Genomic DNA, 16,108 nt, shown 5'->3' with positions numbered 1-16,108 from the left:
GCTTGCTTTGATTTTCGGACAGAAAGTAAAAACAGGCTTTGCGTCAGCAAAGGCAAGGTTTGCTATTTGCAGGAGCGGGCCTTCTCTGGTCGCTTTCGACGCAGGAGGAAGCAACCCAGGTGTCGGCTTATCATTTTAACGCCACCGCACCGGCTGGCTCCTCGCTACCAAATGTCCACCGGACAATTGGTGATCGCTCGACACTATTTGCAGGAGCGGGCCTTCTCTGGTCTACTCTTGCAAGGAATGGACCCGGACAAACATTACATGCCCGGTCATTGCCGATGCCTTACCTCCAATGTTGCGATTTTAACTTCAGGGTAGCTTTCAGAATATCTTTCTGCGAAATCTGTCCTACCAACCGCCCGTTTTCCAATATAGGGAACCGTCGCCTGCGGGCACTCAGGAATTTCTTGGCTGCATCAAAAATGTTCATGTTCCCATCGATGGTTTCTACATTTCGGATCATCCGGCTGGACACCTGACCCTCTTCCATAGGCAAATTAAAGTAACGGCTTTCGCTTATGTGCTTGATGCAATCGCCCTCGGAAATAATACCCACCAGCTTCCCTTCCTCATCCACTACCGGTCCGCCTGAAATCTTGTGTTTGATAAGCAGGTCAATCACCTCTTCCACGGACTGGTCCGGCCTGAATGTGATCAACTCACGTGTCATATAATCCCGGACGCTCAAGGGCGTTTGCTCCGGCTCCTGTTTCTTCCTCGGTCCTGTAAAACTCTTGATACCCATAACATTATATCTTTAAATCCCTTAAATAAGATACGAAATTATCCCCTTGGGACCACATCAAGCAGCAAACTCGCGCCTTCTCTGGTCGCTTCCGACGCAGGAGGAAGCAACCCGGGTGTGACCATCTCAATCAGGATTACAATTCGTGAAATTGGGTTTAGGCAGGGTCCATTGGGGGGTGTTTAAGCTGAATTCCCCACAGTCTATAACGCTTGTGACATCCCAAGAGCTAATGTCTTGATTAAAAGAGGAGTATGCGAACATATTATTCATATCAGCGACATTGCTCACATCCCAGTTCTGTATGGGTTGATCAAAGGAAGAATTAAAAAACATACTTGCCATGTTAGTTACGCTACTCACATTCCAGGAGCCTATATCCTGATTGAATACAGAAGTTGAAAACATAGCACTCATATCAGTGACTTTACTTACATCCCAGGCACCAATATCTTGATTGAACAGGCTACCCGCAAACATTACCCGCATATTGCTAACATTGCTTACATCCCAAGCACTGATATCCTGGTCAAAAGGATTTGGAGTTGAAGTTCCCATTCCTATAGGATTCCAGAACATTCCTGCCATATCCGTGACATTGCTTACATCCCAGGAACCTATGGCTTGGTTGAAGTTTAAGAATTGGAACAAATAACTCATATCTGTAACTTTAGTAGTACAAACTTTGGTCAAATCTTTCCCATCCTGCGCCATCTCTCTCAACATAGTTTCATCAACAATAGTGTAGACAACCGCATTAATTGTACCCTGTTCACCAATTTCCCCCCATTCGTGGCATTTAATGGTAATTCCATTTTCATCCAGATAAACTGGAGATATTAGTGGACATCCGTGCTCGTTTACATCTTCTCCTTCAGGACTATTGGGACATAGATCGTCATCATCAGATACCCCATCCAAGTCAGTGTCCAACTGTGAGGAGGAACACCCTTTTTCATCCACTTCTTCTCCCTCAGGGGTGTTCAGACACGAATCCAAATCATCGGAAATACCATCATTGTCCCCATCGGCCACAACAAAAACAAGGGTTACGTTCATATCAGAATTCATAGAAACCAACACAGGGTTCTCCGTACTGTTGAGGTCCCCCGTCCATTCTTTGAAAAGATATCCCTCGGAAGGCTCGCCTTTGAGGGTTACCTCGGTTCCCTCCTCGAATGTTCCTCCATCCGGGGAAGCAATTCCCCCATTTTCAGGAATTATGGTTACCGATAGAATGAACTTTTCTGGTTCATCGTCATCATCCGAACAGGAAATGACCAGAAATAATGCCGGAAGTATGAGTAGAATCCTCTTGAGAAGTCTCATGGGTATGGTGTTTTAGCATTAGCTGTTAAAACTACTCTGCAAGAGAAGGACATAAAATGATCCCGGTCAGTAAGAAATGTTTATAATCAACAGGTTAGGGCAAGGCAATGTAGTCAGGTGACAGGGAAAACCATAAAACCCAAAATGTTTTTGCAAGGAGAGTCTCAGGCATTATCAAAATATTCAAATGCCAAAAAGCAGCGCATCCCAATCCTGGATAGACATTCTTAGCGAACTCGCAGAGCTTCTTTTAAAAGCAGCCGTCCAGGTAAACGGGGAAGGTCCTGAAACCCTTCAGCCCCGGATTACCCCTCTTTTTCACTAACTTTCACTAACACAAAAACGTACGGCGTTTGGCCACGAGTCATAGCCGGGCCGTTAGCGATAATCGATATGAAAAACACATCAACACTTTTATTTATTCTCCTGGCTACCGGGTGTAGTAATTCAGTAGAATACGATAGGGAGAAAATTCAGAAGGAGGCACTTGAAATCGCAGAAAGTTGGAATAAGGCATGGAATGGGGATATTGACATTGACAGGATAATGTCACTTCACCACAAGGATTTACAATACTACTGGCATGGCAAGCCACTATCTTATGCGGGTTTTGAAGAAGTTCTGAAGAAATATGTTATTGGGGTCGAGACATACAACAATAAACTTTTTAATCCTGTGGTGACAGTGATAGAAGAAAACAATGTCATCGTCGGTTTTCAACTTGGGGATAGCCTTGAGGATGTGGAAAAGGATGAAAATGCATTTACGCTGGTATTAACCCGCGTTGGTTCAGAATGGAAAATCATACATATACACGAAGGTTAAAATCAGTTATAATGAGATTTCTGATTAAGTGTTTTATAATCCTGCTAACGTCAGTTTTGTTTTTCAACTGCTCAACAGAAAATGAAAGATCTCTAACAGAAGAGGAAACGAAACAAATAGAAAAACAAACTCTCAGTCTTGCCGAAAACTGGCTCAACTCCTGGAGTGGCAAGGTTGACCCTGAGAAGATGATGTCAAATTATCATTCAGATATGAAATATGTCTGGAGGGGTGTTAGCCCTCCAGGCAACTATGAAACATCAAAAGCAGGAGCTGAGTCAATGACCACTCTTGACACATACTATGAACTGATAATGTTTAATGTTGACCAGACTATTGTTGATAGAAACAATGCTGTTGTATTCTTCCATTTTGATGACAGGAATGGTTCCCCATATGGAAAAGGTGCAGTTAGTTTGATGATGACCAGGAGGGATGATGAATGGAAAATAATCTACGTTCATGAATCTACAATAGAAAATCATGAATAAGGTTTGGATTGATACAACAAGCATCACCAACAAGGCATTAACGGCATTAAAACGACCGTTAATACTCAACGTTAACCCATGTCAATTGACAATCTTCAAATGCCGCAAAGCAGGGGATTCCGGTCCTGGACAGACATCATTAGCGAATTCGCAGAATTCTTTTTCACTAACTTTCAATAAAACAGGAACTTCCGGCGCTCGGCCCCGAGTCATACCCAGATCTATGTACTTAAAAATTCAGAATCCTCAATTCATTTAAAGACATATTTTTAGAGAAACTAACCGCTTGTGATAAAATTCTTCAGAAGAATCCGTCAAAGATTATTGACAGAAAACAAATCCGGCAAGTATCTGCTTTATGCCATTGGAGAAATCGTGCTTGTTGTTATTGGTATTTTGATTGCGTTGCAGATTGATACCTGGAATGAGGAGCGGTTAAACCGAGAACAAGAGCGGCAAATCCTATCGCAACTATCGAAAGAATATACCAGTAATCTCAAGCAGATTGAGCAAAAGATCGATATCAGAAATGAGATGTTGCATTCGTGTTTTAAACTGTTGCAATTCCGAAAGGAAAAACCTGAATTAATTGATCAGGATAGTCTTGATGCGCATCTTTTCAGGATTACCATAAGACCTACCTTCGACCCGGAACTCAGTGTGAGCAATGAATTAATAAATTCCGGCAAGCTCTATTTAATAGAAAACTCAGATTTAAGAAACAATGTTTCATCCTATTCCAGTTTTCTAAGCGAACTGAAGGAAGAGGAACAGGCAATATTTGAATTAACAGAAAAGCAGTTAATTCCTTTCATCAGAGAAAACTATCAAATTGGGCGGATGATGATGGTTCTTCTGGATGATAAAGAATTAAGAGCCAAAATCACTTCTGGGGAACTTAGGAATTATGACTCTCTGATCAGTTTAGTTCAAATATCGGACTATCGGAATTTATTAGGTCATCCGGACTTTGAAGACTATTTATTGCAATTATTTAGTTACACCGCTTACACCAATGACCAGTCGACTGGTGTTAAAGAAAAAACGATCAACATCATTGATTTAATAGAAACTGAATTAAAAAAATAGCGCAATCACAAAATCGGGTATGCCACATTTCGGCAGTTTTCCATCCGCGGGATATTGCTGACTTTTGACTCTAACCCGCCGGGTAGCGCCAGGCCTCACTGTATATTGCTTTCCGTAAGTAACAGGGTCCTGTTCTTTGTTATAATCAATCACCAACCAGGGATGAAATTCTTTCGAAAAATTCGGCAAACACTACTCTTAGATGCTAGATTCCGTAAGTATATGCTCTATGCCATAGGGGAAATAGTGCTTGTGGTTATCGGAATCCTGATCGCCCTGCAAATCAATACCTGGAATGAGACGCGGAAATCCCGGGCGGTGGCACGGGAGATCTACATCAATTTGCTAACCTCCATGCAACAGGATTCCATGGAGGTGAAACGGGCCATCTTACTTCAAACCCGGAGCCTGGCCATTCAGAAGGACCTCATCCTGAGCCCCCAAAATCCCTATGCACAAGGGGTTGACCAGGACACACTGGATCAAAAACTCGGTTACCTGTTTGGCGGCATCATGAGCTTTTATCCGAAATCCGGGGTATATGAACTGATTACCTCCAACAACAGTATGGAACTGCTGGAATCCGACCAGATTAAATCCCGGTTGATCAACCTGTATGATTTTCAATACAAACGCTATCAGGACGTGGATGCCACGGTGGATCAAAAATTCCACAATCAGCTTAATTCCCTGATCCGAAAGAAAATCCGCTTTTTGGGTACCTACAATGCCCAATCGGAATTCACCTTCCTCAGCCATGCAGATCCGGATCGTTTCAATGCCAACTATGAGGAATTGGTTTCGGAATGCCGGGATGTCTATGGCGCGTTGTCTACTGGAAGGAATTATTTGCTTCAAATCCAGGAGTCCCTTGAAGAACTAATGGCTTTGATCCGGACTGAACTGAACAAGGACTGACTATATATGGGGCGTGCCGGCATATTTTACTCGCAATCCGCAGGGCCCATAACCCATCGGCCTCAGGGGTTTGCGCTAATTTCTTATCTTAATTGAATACAAATTTGGTCTGCCTGGGCCTGCGCATTCAAGCGCCCTGTCATAGCCGGACCCTTTGTATTGCACCTTATAATCCTTAAAGTTTTGATTATGAAAAGAATAACTCTGTTTCTTTTTATTCTGACATTTACGGCGATGGCCCAGGATGGAGTCAAGCCCATTATCGATGTTCACGTTCATGGATATACCGAAAGAACATATCGTCCCGTTCAAGGTGCCCCGGAGAATTTTGAATTGTTCAAGAAGGAAATGAAACGGGTCTTTGAAAAATACAATATCGTGTATGCGGTGAAGAGCGGAGGAGCGTTTGACGCGGATATGGAGTCAAGGATGCTTCAGGGCTATGAAAGCAATAACTACCCGGAGTTTGACACGATCCAATTCAAAAGTCTCATCGAGCAGGATAAAGTTCAGGTATGGGGGGAGTTTATGCCTATGTTCAATGGAATGACTGTTGCGGATCCCGGATTTGCCCCTTTTTTAAAGATTTGTGAACGCGAGGGAATTCCTATCGCACTTCACACCGGGCGGGGGCCACCTTCCATCTACAAACGCTATCCAGAATTCAGATTACATCTCGGGGATCCGTTATTGATTGACGAAGTCCTCATAAAATATCCCAAACTCAAGATTTACCTGATGCATGCCGGGATCCCGTTTTTTGAAAACACATTAGCTCTGATGGATCAATACCCACAAGTATATGTTGATCTGGGGGCTGTCCTCTTCCTGCAGGGGGGATCCACTCCTTTCCATGTAGCGGAGTTCTTAAAGAAGGTAAAGGATTATGGATTCGTGGACAGGGTAATGTTCGGTTCAGATAGCATGTACTGGCCTGATGAGCTTGAGAACAGCATCAGAAGACTGGACAGTTTTGAATTCCTGGATGAGCAGGACAAACGAAAGATATTCTATGAAAATGCCGTTCGTTTTTTTGAACTGGATTTCCTGAATGACTAAACCCGCAACACAACAATGTATATAAGCCATTAAAACAACTTATAAACAAGAGCGTTGTGCAACAGACCATGCAACGATTCTGTCTATTAGCATCTTAGGAGCATATTCTTTCAATATGAAAAACGTATTGCAGGTTCTTTTCCTGGTAATTTGTTTGTATTCCTGCAGCAATAATTCCGGCGAATCCGAGGGTGAAAGGTTTGAATTCATTCAAGTTTATACCACCGATGTTACAGTTGGGGGCGTTGTGGGAACTGAAGAAAGAACGTTCGAAGTTGGCGAAATTTATGAAGGCACGGATAGTGGTGGGGCATCCATTAAAATCAGAATCGCCGAGCATTCTGAGCGCAATGAAGACTGTCCGGACAGTTGGTGCTATCAGGAATTCCTGGATATACCCCGCGAATACTTGCGCGAAATCAAGTAGAATATGAACTACACACAGCAGGTGCCATCAATCATTGGTCTCCGCTTATCACTTTTTGCTAACTTTCATTTAAACAAAATCGCCTGGCGCCCGCCTATGGGTTTTAGCCAGACCGTTGAAGTGCGTTTTAAACCTTTCTAAAAACTTTCTATTGAATACGCAACCAATAGCCGACAATAAACGTATTCGGATCATAGATGCCATCAGGGGCATTGCAATTCTCGGGATCCTGCTGATGAACGTTTATGTTGGTGGGCAATACTGGGAGGGCGCCTATTTTCAAAATCTCATAAGCAATTATTCATCTGCAGATTTTCTGTCCACTATTATTGTGCAGGGTCTTTTTGAAGGTAAAATGAGAGCCCTCTTCTGCATGTTGTTTGGTGCAGGCATATTGTTGTTTCTCCGGAATAAGGAAAAACAGGAAGTTGCAGGAATCAGGAAATTACACTTCAAAAGGATGTTCTGGCTGGCCTTATTCGGTTTGTTTAATGGCTATATCCTTTTATTTCAATACGATATCCTTTTCATGTATGCAATTGCCGGGGGGCTATTGATTTTTCTCAAAAACCTGAGAATCCGATTTAAACTGCTGGCCATGCCCCTGGTTATTTTAATTGGGCTTGTTGAGAGCAACATGGACTATCAAAGGGAAAGGATGTATTACTTTGAGACCCGGACAGAAACCGACAATTCGGCTTTAAATGCGCCACAGGGAGGAGATCAGCCGAAAACGAATCCAACATTTGAGGCAGAAGAACGCCTGATGAAGGGAGGCTACGTCAATGTGGCCACCGCTGTCTATCCCAAGGTCTTTGCGGCACAAACAAAGGAATTCATTGGCAGGATTACCGATAATATCCCGCTAATGCTTCTGGGCATGGCACTGTTTCAACTGGGATTTTTTACCAATGAATGGAAAAAAAGACAGTACAAAAAAATGGCAATAATCGGTTACCTGTTGGGTATCCCCCTGGTCATTTATGACTGGTACTTCGTTCTTGAAGTACAAAATCAGGAAACTGCCAGGATGACCATGTATGAGAACCAGGCCTTTGATTTGTCGTTGCTGGTTTATCACCTTCAGCGCATAGCGTTGGCATTGGCTCATGTTGCCCTCATTATCCTGATATATCAAAAAGGCTGGTTCGGCAGCCTGTTCAAAAGGCTCGAAGCTGTTGGGCAAATGGCGTTGACAAATTATTTGATGCAGTCAATTTTTCTGGCAGGTATATTTTTTGGTTTTGGTTTAGGGCTGTTTAATGAACTCAGTTACTACCAGCTATATTTTGTAGTTATCATCATTTGGGTTCTGCAACTTTGGTACAGTCCTATTTGGTTAAGGCATTTCAGATTTGGGCCATTTGAGTGGTTATGGCGTAGCTTGACGTATTGGAAAAAGCAAAAAATAAAAAGAGTCAGCGCGCGGCAACAAGCTGTATAGTACATATCCTATCGGAAATGCGCCAAACGCAAACCGCAGTGTGTAATTGAAGAAAAAACTATCATTTGAACCTGATTCAATCATTTGAACGATTCTATCTTCAAATAAAGGGGAATAGATGGTATTGGTTGTTTTCAATCTTTTGTCGGTTGGCATTGGCTTATGCTTTCATCGTTGCAGGAATGGTGAAAATTGTGGGCGAAAGATTTGCTAGTGGGTTATCTGATATTCATCCTATGGGTGCTTATCTCGAAGCATTGCATCACACGGGTTATTATTACACATTCATTGGAATTGCGCAGGTGGTTGCAGCTGTTTTGCTGCTAATACCCAGAACCGTGACTTTGGGAGCATTGCTGTACTTCCCAATTATTGTGAATATTTGGTTGCTCTCATTTGCAGTTCGCTTTGAAGGTTCCCTTGTGACCTCACCCCTAATGGTCCTGGCCAATCTGTATCTGCTGATATGGAATTATGACAGGTTAAGATACATTCTACCATTTAGGCAGTTCCCGGATCTTGGAATTATCAGGAAACCAGCAAAATACAGCACAAAATTTCCATTTCTGTTTTTCTCAGGGGTTGTGATTACTGTGGCGCTAACGATTTCATTTGCCCGTTATGGATATGATGTAATGCCCAGGAATTCTTTATCAGATTGTAAAAAGCAATTTGAGAATACTGGAAATGAAGCTGTTGGAATTAAGTTTTGTGAGTGCATTCATAAAGATGGTCAACCATTGAATGAATGCTTGAAAGAGTTTGAAAATTCAAAGGAATAAAAAAGGCGCACAACAAAACCTGTTCGCAATGCCCTTCGGGACACTGCGCGTAGCAAAATCGTTGAAGGCGACATGCTAATTGCTAAATCCTGGAAAATACTGCGACAATGGTATTGTTGATAACTGGGTTTTCTTCCCTTTCCATTTATTCCTTGCTCGTTTATTTCCCGCCGAAGAATGTTAATTTCTTATATGGGTACAGAACGCCAAGATCAATGAAATCTAGGGCCAACCGGGACTTTACCAATCGACTTTTGCTGGCCGCTTTCAGATAACTTCCCACTAAACCAAAAAACGCCTGGCGCCCGGCCACAAGACACAGCCAGACTGTGAACCCAGGTGACATTTACAGGCATCAAACCCTAATTTATCGGTTTAGGAGTATCTTAGGCATGATCAAAATATTCAAATGCCGAAAAGCAGCGGATCCCGGTCCTGGATAGACATTATTAGCGAACTCGCAGAGCTCTTTTTGAAAAGCAGCCGTCAAAGTAAACGGGGAAGGTCCTGGAACCAGCACGTGGTGCCCTATGGAGAGTTTTGGGCCGTAAGGCGCGAAGGGAATAAACGCATCACCTCCAAACACAGGCTGCAGGAAACCGCCATTAAAAAAGCAAAAGGACTGGCGAGAAAGTACAAAGCAGATGTGATTATCCATAGACAGGACGGCAGCATCAGGGACCGCCTAAACTACGATTGAAATATATTTGGAAGAAGCAGGGCTTCTCCGATGCATTGCCGCTGGCAAGAAACCAGTGGGAATACTTCCGCGCCTGATTACCCCCTTTTTTTCCTAACTTACAAATCAACACAAAACCGCATGGAGCTCGGCCACAGTTATTGACGGGGTTATGGCAATACAAAAAATCAGGAACTCATGGCAAGGATTATCTACTATGTGGCAAGTTCTATTGACGGTTTCATTGCCGGACCGAATGATGATATAAGCAGCTTTGTTGCCGGTGGAAGCGGTGTTGATAAATACCTGTCTGACTTGCAAAAGTTCAGGACTGTGATCATGGGCCGCAGAACGTATGAATTTGGCTATCGGTATGGACTCGAACCAGGGCAACCCGCATATCCCCATATGGAACACTACATTTTTTCCGACTCCTTGAAACTCGAAAACAGGTCGAAAACAGTTCATGTAGAACCAAAATCAATCGACAGAGTAAGAGAAATAAAAAGCGAAGCCGACACGGACGTCTACTTATGTGGTGGCGGTGAGTTTGCAGGTTGGTTGCTGGACAATGGACTTATAGACCAACTGAAATTAAAACTGAATCCAATTATTCTCGGAGAAGGAATTCGGCTTTTCGGAAAATCGACCACAAATACAAAATGGAACTTGAAGGAAACCGAATCATTTGACGAAGGACTTAAAATCCTGACCTATGACATTGAAAAATAAAAGCACCAGCCCCATGCAAACCGGTGGCAACATTCAAGAAAAAGTAAAAGTCTGAAAAATGGAAAAAACCTGGGTAATGTTTACGGCGATAATGATTTTCTCATTATTCACTTTACTTTTTTGGAAGCTGACCAGTGCTTATGCTAAAAAAGGGTATGGTCCAAAGATGTGGAAACACTGGCCAACGAGACTATCCTATTGGCAGGCTGCAATTTTATATAGTATTGTATTTACATCTATAACCATGCTCCTTTTGAATTGGGGGAATGTGTTGACCTTTTAGGAATTGAATAAGCCAAAAATACTTCTTCTTCTGCCTTTGCTGCTATCCTGCAATGCTGAGAATGAATCATCCGACTTTGATAAATTCACAGGAAGATGGACGCTTTCTATCGTAGAAACTCAAAAGGATACTACCTCACGGTGGGAACCAAGACAAGGTAATTATAAAAACAGAAAAGGATTTATAATTTATGACGGTAAAGGTGGAATGGGCGTGCATCACGTAACTGAAAATTATGAAGCCTATGAATTTGAGGGAAGTGGTGGACTCGATAGTTTGACAACCCGGGATTTAAGGCATTTAGCTGATAATTTTGTCTATTTTGGGAAGTATACGGTGAATGACACACTGAACATTATCGAGCATCATATCGAATCGGCAAACTTTCAGGCTATGTGGGGTACGGTGGCTATACGGAGGTATGAATTCTCTGGTGATACACTGACACTTTACCCCCTCACGAATCGATACCCTAAAAGCCGTCTTAGATGGATTAGGCTTAACGATCATTAAACCCTTTGATAGTGAGGAGCCAGGCGCTACGCTGGCCGAAAAGACATACGATATGATCAAGTTTTTCAGACGGATCAGGCAAAATCTGCTTTCCGAAGGGAATACCGGAAGGTATTTCAAGTACGCCATCGGTGAAATAGTTCTGGTCATGATAGGTATCCTGCTGGCGTTGCAGGTAAATGACTGGAATGAACAAAGAAAAGACCGGATAAGGGAACAAGTGGTCCTCAAACAACTGCAGGAAGATTATCAGGCCAATCTCTTGCAGTTAGAAGAAAAAATGACAACCAGGGACCGGATCATTTCTTCGGCTATCAGCCTGTTAAGGGCCTTTGACCAACCTGAAGGAGTTATTCGTGACAGTCTGGTCAAAGACATTGCGAACATGTTCCATGATCCCACATACGATCCTATTCAAAATGATTTAACGAGTTCGGGCAATTTAATGCTGATCCGCAACCATAAGCTAAAACGCCTGCTATCAAATTGGTCGTCCGATGTTGTAGGAGTCCGGGAAATTGAAGCTACATGGTCTGCATTCGTGAATGGCGAATTCGGTATAATTCTGTCAGAATTAGGCCTGGGCAGAGATGTCTCTGATAGTTTTATAAATGACTCCAAACATCTGTGGCTTTTAGATAAAAACGAGGAATCCTATAAAATAGAAATCGGAACCTCCAAGCTGGGTGCTCCCTTGAATGAAATATTAAGCAGTAGAAAGCTGGAAGCGGTTCCCGGAAGCGCGATTACCTTGAATAAAGCAGCAAATCTGCAATCAGAGGCTTTACGCAACAGAATACTGGAGATTTTAGAGTTGATCGAAGCCGAAATTAATCATTGACAAAAGCACCAAAATGACTTTAGAAAACATCGCGCGAATAAGTGAGATTATAGCCTCGGTTGCCGTTATCATCACCTTGATTTATTTGGCGAAACAAGTAAGACAGGGCACTCGGGTAAACAGGGCTTCAGCAAGACATTCACTATCTTAATTCGCCCTGGAACTGACAAAATTCAGGGTGGAACATGCAGACCGTTGGGCGAAAGTAATGACGGAAGAGGATTTAAGTTCCGGGGATCTGGAATTCAGGAATTGGAACCATATGATGCTTTTGCTTCACGCAGAAACCTACTTTCACCACCATAAATTGAACCTTATGCCGGATAATCATTGGGACAATTATGCAAAATTCATCGTGGCAGCTCTAAACTCACCGGGTTTCGAAGCGTATTGGAATGAAGTGGGATTTGCCTTTTCCAGGGATTTTTCCGTGTGGATGAATCAAATTTTTTCAGAGTCCAAGAAGTAACGAAGGCACTTCCGTGGGGATAGCCCATGCTCCTCCGCTTGTGCCCTTTTTATTAACTTTCCATCAAATCAAAAACTTCTTTGCTCTCGTCCATGAGCTGTAGTCGGAGCGTTTTGCCTAATTCGAACATATGGAAATAAAGGAATTATCCAATGAAGCGGTAAACGCCTTTAAAACATCCTGTAGTTAAAACCAATACCATGAAAAACCTATTGATGCTAATTTTATTAATGGTTTTGGTTTCCTGTAAGCAAAACAAGGACAATAAAATAGAATCACAATCAATTGGACTCAAGCAGCTTCAATCGAGTATTGATTCGCTTTTCAATGCTAAAATCGGAGCAGAGGGACCAGGAGCTGCCATCGCAGTTTCGTACGGGCAGGAAATGATTTTCGGGAAAGGCTACGGATTAAGGGATATAGCAGGAAAAGAGCCTGTCACGCTCCGCACGAATATGAGAATGGCCTCTGTCAGTAAGCAGTTTACAGCACTATGCATCTTAAGTCTTGTTGATAATAATGTCCTTTCCCTTCAGGATACAATAACGAAGTTTTGGAACTATCCTGTTTTTGAGGATATTACTGTTGAGCAGTTACTCAATCATACTTCTGGAATAGCAGATTATGAATCCCCTTATTTTTTGGAAAGTTGGGATAGGTCAAAGATTGTCGAAAATAAGGATATCTTGAAATGGCTAGAAACCAATCCGGAGCCATTATTCGAGCCCGGAAAGGGGTGGGAATATTCAAATACAGCCTATCTGGTTTTAGCGCTATTGGTAGAGAAGGTAAGCGGGCAGGAGTTTTCAGCATATGCAAAAGAAAATGTCTTTAGCAAAGCTGGAATGGAACGCACTAATTATTACAACCTGGCCCATCCCATTGACATTCCGGAACGGGCCTATTGCTATGAAAAGGACAGCCTGGGGAATTGGGAAAAAGTGGATGGGTATTTCATGAATGGAATCCTGGGAGATGGTGCCGTCTATACGAATATCATGGACTACCTGGCATACGATCGCGCCCTTCGAAGTAATGTGATCCTTTCCAACGACTTACATGAAAGAATTTTTAAGCCAAGTTCACAGATCACCGGCGATTGGCCTGCTACCGGGCACGAAATGATTGATTTATATCCATTTAACCAGGGGAAAAAGTTCGGTTATGGTATGGGATGGATAGTCACTGATGACCTTGCCATGCATCGGGGAAGCTGGAATGGAACGCGAACAATGGTGGTTCGAAAACTCGATGAACCCCTGACCATTCTCTTGTTTATGAATTCCAATTCAGAGTTGAGGGAATTACTGATCATAGAGTTGTATAATCTCGTAGATAAATATTTAAAAACGACAGCAGGCAAAGACAATGAGTCCTAGGCCATGATTCGCCCCTTTGTACCAGCTTTCATGAAACCAAAAACCCCTGGTACCGGCCAGTTGAATGGAACAGGAAATCGGCACCGAATTCTAACCAACTGATAAGGCATGCTAAAACGCTTCAGGAAAATTCGCCAGAAGTTACTCTCGGAAGGGAATACCGGAAAGTATTTGAAATACGCCATCGGAGAGGTCATTCTGGTCATGATTGGGATCCTGCTGGCACTGCAGGTAAATAACTGGAATACCGAACGAATTGAAAGGAAGAAAGAATCGGATTATTTGGATCACATCCATAAGGAATTCCTGTTGAACAGGGCCCAGCTGGATACCGTGGTTGCTTACCACTTTACGGTTTACAACAACGCCACGAAAATACTGGATATTCCCCCGGGGGATATAGCATCCGCCAACAAGGATTCCCTCTCTTTTTATATTTCACAGACCTTTCACAACTATACCTTCAACCCGCATCAGTCTACGGTGAATTCCCTGACCAACACTTCTTCCTTTGAGATCCTGACCAATCTGGAATTACGGGAACTTCTTCAAAATTGGGATGAATTGGTCAAGGATTACAAAGAAGAAGAAATGATCTCCAGGGATTATAGTTTTGATGAATACTTCCCCTACTTCGGGAAACATATTTCTTACCTTTCATTTTCCAACAATACCAACATTTTCAATTCTAAGACAGATGACGCCTTCTTAAGCAGCCTGGAATTCCAAAATGCCATTGCGTTTAAGAGAGAAGTTGTTAAAGACATTATATTTAAAAGTGAATTGAAGGTGGTTAGCGAGACCATTGACCGCATTCTGGAATTGACGCAACCTGATGAAAAGAAATAACATGGGTAAAAACCTTAGAATGAATTCATTTTGTTACAATGCCGCTTCCATGCCTAAGCAGGTCCGTAAAATTCCTTACCAATAGCAAACCCATGTCGCATTATCCAACATGCTTGGGGAAATGTATGCAATTCCTGCTTCTAATGCTGGGAACTGTCGGCCATGCGCAAACCCCTCCCTGTAAGGAATATGCTATTTACAAGGTTGCCTTTGAGCAACTGGCAGAAAGCTACCAGGACACGCTGGTAATCGACATCAAAAACGACAGGGGTGCTTTCCTGATTCCGGATATCGCACAGGCAACCGAATTTTCGGAATCTCAAATCGGGCAGATCGACAGTGTGCTATCCCGCCCCTGGGATGCATCGGCCTGCGGGGGAGTCACCGATTTGTTAAAGGAGGCCCATGCCAACAGCCCGGGGGCCATCAGGGACACGTACTATCGCATCACCTGTTCCCGGCCCGTATTCCTTTCCGGGGAACTGGCCATCCTGGTATTTTCCTTTACGGAGCAGAACAAAAACAACGATGGGGGCGAGGCCGTAGGGGCAGACGCTTTGGACACCTATGTTCTGGAGGGGGTTCAATGGAAACGGATCAGCCGGCAGCCCCTTTCCTATGACTAGGAGACAAGCCAATAAACATGAACTACCTGCTTGAAAATCTCGAAACGGACCGGCTGAGGTTCCGGAAGATCCGGGAAACCGACTTCCCGCTATGGCTGGAGTTTTTCAAAAATCCGGAAGCCTCGAAACACTGGGTTTCCGAGAATGAACCGCCGAACCTGGCTTGCGAGAAATGGTATGCCAAACAATTTGGCCGGTATGAAAACAACCTGGGGGGCATGAATGCGCTTATCGACAGGAAGTCGGGCGAACTTGTAGGGCATTGCGGGTTGCTCATTCAGCAGGTCGACGGGACAACGGAATTGGAGATCGGATACTCACTCCTGCCGGAAAACTGGAATCGGGGCCTGGCCACGGAGGCCGCTAAAAAATGCATGGAGTTTGCCTTTGAAAACAGACTTTCCGAATCCCTGATATCCATCATCAGCCTGACGAATATACCCTCTCAAAAGGTCGCCTTAAAAAATGGGTTGACACTGGATAAAACAACAGTGTATAAAGGCAACCCAGTGCATATTTTCAGAATAACCCGGGCTGAATACATCCAATCCTGACAACTGTCAGACCACGGGAAGCTTTGGCAGTTCCCCGAATGGTAGCTGCAACCTTTACCAATTTGCGC

Annotated in this window: 19 protein-coding genes; 17 read left to right on the top strand and 2 right to left on the bottom strand. The window is 43.3% G+C overall.

All coding sequences use genetic code 11. The features are described 5' to 3' along the window. Window positions 1-289: 289 nt before the first annotated feature. Complete coding sequence (locus H7F20_RS02360; protein WP_185784536.1) at window positions 290-751, bottom strand: CBS domain-containing protein; 462 nt, start codon at window positions 749-751, stop codon at window positions 290-292. A 126-nt stretch (window positions 752-877) separates the two neighbouring features. Next, on the bottom strand, window positions 878-2,080 hold the full coding sequence (locus H7F20_RS16015; protein ID WP_185784535.1) for a BspA family leucine-rich repeat surface protein: 1,203 nt from the start codon (window positions 2,078-2,080) through the stop codon (window positions 878-880). Window positions 2,081-2,473: 393 nt separating this feature from the next. Here H7F20_RS16015 and H7F20_RS02350 point away from each other — a divergent pair, with 393 nt between their 5' ends. The 17 genes from H7F20_RS02350 to H7F20_RS02270 all read left to right on the top strand — a co-directional run bounded on the left by H7F20_RS02350 (window position 2,474) and on the right by H7F20_RS02270 (window position 16,040). Then, window positions 2,474-2,905, top strand: a complete 432-nt coding sequence (locus H7F20_RS02350; protein WP_185784534.1) for a nuclear transport factor 2 family protein — start codon at window positions 2,474-2,476, stop codon at window positions 2,903-2,905. 11 nt (window positions 2,906-2,916) lie between these two features. Continuing rightward, window positions 2,917-3,396, top strand: coding sequence for a hypothetical protein (locus H7F20_RS02345; protein ID WP_185784533.1), 480 nt, complete (start codon window positions 2,917-2,919; stop codon window positions 3,394-3,396). Window positions 3,397-3,684: 288 nt separating this feature from the next. After that, the gene (locus H7F20_RS02340) at window positions 3,685-4,485 is read left to right on the top strand and encodes a DUF6090 family protein (RefSeq protein WP_185784532.1); all 801 of its coding nucleotides are present in this window, start codon (window positions 3,685-3,687) and stop codon (window positions 4,483-4,485) included. A gap of 222 nt (window positions 4,486-4,707) precedes the next feature. Continuing rightward, the gene (locus tag H7F20_RS02335; RefSeq protein ID WP_185784531.1) at window positions 4,708-5,403 is read left to right on the top strand and encodes a DUF6090 family protein; all 696 of its coding nucleotides are present in this window, start codon (window positions 4,708-4,710) and stop codon (window positions 5,401-5,403) included. Window positions 5,404-5,592: 189 nt separating this feature from the next. Continuing rightward, window positions 5,593-6,462 carry an amidohydrolase family protein gene (locus tag H7F20_RS02330; protein ID WP_185784530.1) on the top strand — a complete coding sequence of 290 codons (870 nt, stop codon included), beginning with the start codon at window positions 5,593-5,595 and terminating at the stop codon, window positions 6,460-6,462. 115 nt (window positions 6,463-6,577) lie between these two features. After that, window positions 6,578-6,889 (top strand): hypothetical protein, encoded by a 312-nt coding sequence (locus H7F20_RS02325; RefSeq protein ID WP_185784529.1) that lies wholly within the window; start codon window positions 6,578-6,580, stop codon window positions 6,887-6,889. 151 nt (window positions 6,890-7,040) lie between these two features. Then, window positions 7,041-8,333, top strand: coding sequence for a DUF418 domain-containing protein (locus H7F20_RS02320; protein ID WP_185784528.1), 1,293 nt, complete (start codon window positions 7,041-7,043; stop codon window positions 8,331-8,333). Between the two features lie 65 nt (window positions 8,334-8,398). Further along, a complete protein-coding gene (locus tag H7F20_RS02315) occupies window positions 8,399-9,115 on the top strand; it encodes a DoxX family protein (RefSeq protein WP_185784527.1) in 717 nt (238 codons plus the stop codon). 409 nt (window positions 9,116-9,524) lie between these two features. Then, window positions 9,525-9,815 carry a DUF2188 domain-containing protein gene (locus H7F20_RS02310; RefSeq protein ID WP_185784526.1) on the top strand — a complete coding sequence of 97 codons (291 nt, stop codon included), beginning with the start codon at window positions 9,525-9,527 and terminating at the stop codon, window positions 9,813-9,815. A 177-nt stretch (window positions 9,816-9,992) separates the two neighbouring features. Further along, window positions 9,993-10,526, top strand: coding sequence for a dihydrofolate reductase family protein (locus H7F20_RS02305; RefSeq protein ID WP_185784525.1), 534 nt, complete (start codon window positions 9,993-9,995; stop codon window positions 10,524-10,526). A 286-nt stretch (window positions 10,527-10,812) separates the two neighbouring features. Then, a complete protein-coding gene (locus H7F20_RS02300) occupies window positions 10,813-11,322 on the top strand; it encodes a lipocalin-like domain-containing protein (protein ID WP_185784524.1) in 510 nt (169 codons plus the stop codon). Window positions 11,323-11,374: 52 nt separating this feature from the next. Then, entirely contained in the window at window positions 11,375-12,163 is a 789-nt protein-coding gene (locus H7F20_RS02295) for a DUF6090 family protein (RefSeq protein ID WP_185784523.1), read from the top strand. 178 nt (window positions 12,164-12,341) lie between these two features. Beyond that, window positions 12,342-12,632 carry a hypothetical protein gene (locus tag H7F20_RS02290; protein ID WP_185784522.1) on the top strand — a complete coding sequence of 97 codons (291 nt, stop codon included), beginning with the start codon at window positions 12,342-12,344 and terminating at the stop codon, window positions 12,630-12,632. A gap of 200 nt (window positions 12,633-12,832) precedes the next feature. Beyond that, window positions 12,833-14,011: a serine hydrolase gene (locus H7F20_RS02285; protein ID WP_185784521.1), complete on the top strand. Its 1,179-nt coding sequence runs from the start codon at window positions 12,833-12,835 to the stop codon at window positions 14,009-14,011. A 108-nt stretch (window positions 14,012-14,119) separates the two neighbouring features. After that, window positions 14,120-14,860 (top strand): hypothetical protein, encoded by a 741-nt coding sequence (locus tag H7F20_RS02280; RefSeq protein WP_185784520.1) that lies wholly within the window; start codon window positions 14,120-14,122, stop codon window positions 14,858-14,860. 143 nt (window positions 14,861-15,003) lie between these two features. Continuing rightward, window positions 15,004-15,486 (top strand): hypothetical protein, encoded by a 483-nt coding sequence (locus H7F20_RS02275; RefSeq protein ID WP_185784519.1) that lies wholly within the window; start codon window positions 15,004-15,006, stop codon window positions 15,484-15,486. Between the two features lie 17 nt (window positions 15,487-15,503). Then, a complete protein-coding gene (locus H7F20_RS02270; RefSeq protein ID WP_185784518.1) occupies window positions 15,504-16,040 on the top strand; it encodes a GNAT family N-acetyltransferase in 537 nt (178 codons plus the stop codon). Window positions 16,041-16,108: the final 68 nt, after the last annotated feature.

Origin of the sequence: Robiginitalea sp. SC105 (assembly GCF_014243345.1) — a bacterium.
Classification (GTDB): Bacteria; Bacteroidota; Bacteroidia; order Flavobacteriales; family Flavobacteriaceae; genus Robiginitalea.
The sequence above is the reverse complement of the archived record's forward strand: the minus strand, read 5'-3'. Positions and strand labels throughout refer to the sequence as shown.

Bases quoted from the DNA above. Each gene is read 5' to 3' on its own strand.
- H7F20_RS02360 (WP_185784536.1), bottom strand. From the start codon at position 751: ATGGGTATCAAGAGTTTTACAGGACCGAGGAAGAAACAGGAGCCGGAG.
- H7F20_RS16015 (WP_185784535.1), bottom strand. From the start codon at position 2,080: ATGAGACTTCTCAAGAGGATTCTACTCATACTTCCGGCATTATTTCTG.
- H7F20_RS02350 (WP_185784534.1), top strand. From the start codon at position 2,474: ATGAAAAACACATCAACACTTTTATTTATTCTCCTGGCTACCGGGTGT.
- H7F20_RS02345 (WP_185784533.1), top strand. From the start codon at position 2,917: ATGAGATTTCTGATTAAGTGTTTTATAATCCTGCTAACGTCAGTTTTG.
- H7F20_RS02335 (WP_185784531.1), top strand. From the start codon at position 4,708: ATGCTCTATGCCATAGGGGAAATAGTGCTTGTGGTTATCGGAATCCTG.
- H7F20_RS02330 (WP_185784530.1), top strand. From the start codon at position 5,593: ATGAAAAGAATAACTCTGTTTCTTTTTATTCTGACATTTACGGCGATG.
- H7F20_RS02325 (WP_185784529.1), top strand. From the start codon at position 6,578: ATGAAAAACGTATTGCAGGTTCTTTTCCTGGTAATTTGTTTGTATTCC.
- H7F20_RS02310 (WP_185784526.1), top strand. From the start codon at position 9,525: ATGCCGAAAAGCAGCGGATCCCGGTCCTGGATAGACATTATTAGCGAA.
- H7F20_RS02305 (WP_185784525.1), top strand. From the start codon at position 9,993: ATGGCAAGGATTATCTACTATGTGGCAAGTTCTATTGACGGTTTCATT.
- H7F20_RS02295 (WP_185784523.1), top strand. From the start codon at position 11,375: ATGATCAAGTTTTTCAGACGGATCAGGCAAAATCTGCTTTCCGAAGGG.
- H7F20_RS02285 (WP_185784521.1), top strand. From the start codon at position 12,833: ATGAAAAACCTATTGATGCTAATTTTATTAATGGTTTTGGTTTCCTGT.
- H7F20_RS02280 (WP_185784520.1), top strand. From the start codon at position 14,120: ATGCTAAAACGCTTCAGGAAAATTCGCCAGAAGTTACTCTCGGAAGGG.
- H7F20_RS02275 (WP_185784519.1), top strand. From the start codon at position 15,004: ATGCTGGGAACTGTCGGCCATGCGCAAACCCCTCCCTGTAAGGAATAT.
- H7F20_RS02270 (WP_185784518.1), top strand. From the start codon at position 15,504: ATGAACTACCTGCTTGAAAATCTCGAAACGGACCGGCTGAGGTTCCGG.